1 rRNA gene is annotated in these 1,106 nt (G+C 52.4%); it reads left to right on the forward strand.

The features are described from left to right. Nucleotides 1-1,055, forward strand: a 23S ribosomal RNA gene (locus C9I89_RS22225); the annotation flags it as partial. Between the last annotated feature and the right edge of the window lie 51 nt (nucleotides 1,056-1,106).

Raw genomic sequence — 1,106 nt, forward strand, 5'->3', positions numbered from 1 at the left:
TAATTGATGGGGTTAGACTTCGGTCGAAGCTCTTGATCGAAGCCCCGGTAAACGGCGGCCGTAACTATAACGGTCCTAAGGTAGCGAAATTCCTTGTCGGGTAAGTTCCGACCTGCACGAATGGCGTAATGATGGCCACGCTGTCTCCACCCGAGACTCAGTGAAATTGAAATCGCAGTGAAGATGCTGTGTACCCGCGGCTAGACGGAAAGACCCCGTGAACCTTTACTACAGCTTGGCACTGAACATTGACCCTACATGTGTAGGATAGGTGGGAGACTATGAAATACGGGCGCCAGTTCGTATGGAGTCATCCTTGAAATACCACCCTTGTCGTGTTGATGTTCTAACGTCGGTCCCTAATCGGGATTGCGGACAGTGCCTGGTGGGTAGTTTGACTGGGGCGGTCTCCTCCCAAAGAGTAACGGAGGAGCACGAAGGTGGGCTAATCACGGTCGGACATCGTGAGGTTAGTGCAATGGCATAAGCCCGCTTGACTGCGAGAATGACAATTCGAGCAGGTGCGAAAGCAGGTCATAGTGATCCGGTGGTTCTGAATGGAAGGGCCATCGCTCAACGGATAAAAGGTACTCCGGGGATAACAGGCTGATACCGCCCAAGAGTTCATATCGACGGCGGTGTTTGGCACCTCGATGTCGGCTCATCACATCCTGGGGCTGAAGTCGGTCCCAAGGGTATGGCTGTTCGCCATTTAAAGTGGTACGCGAGCTGGGTTTAGAACGTCGTGAGACAGTTCGGTCCCTATCTGCCGTGGGCGTTGGATGATTGAAGGGGGCTGCTCCTAGTACGAGAGGACCGGAGTGGACGAACCTCTGGTGTTCGGGTTGTTACGCCAGTAGCATTGCCCGGTAGCTAAGTTCGGAATCGATAACCGCTGAAAGCATCTAAGCGGGAAGCGAGCCCTGAGATGAGTCATCCCTGATACTATAAGTATCCTAAAGGGTTGTTGGAGACTACGACGTAGATAGGCAGGGTGTGTAAGTGCTGCGAGGCATTGAGCTAACCTGTACTAATTGCCCGTGAGGCTTAACCATACAACACCCAAGGGGTTTTAACTGGACTCCATAAGCACTTGAATGGTGTTT

This window comes from Photobacterium lipolyticum (genome assembly GCF_003026475.1).
GTDB lineage: Bacteria > Pseudomonadota > Gammaproteobacteria > Enterobacterales > Vibrionaceae > Photobacterium > Photobacterium lipolyticum.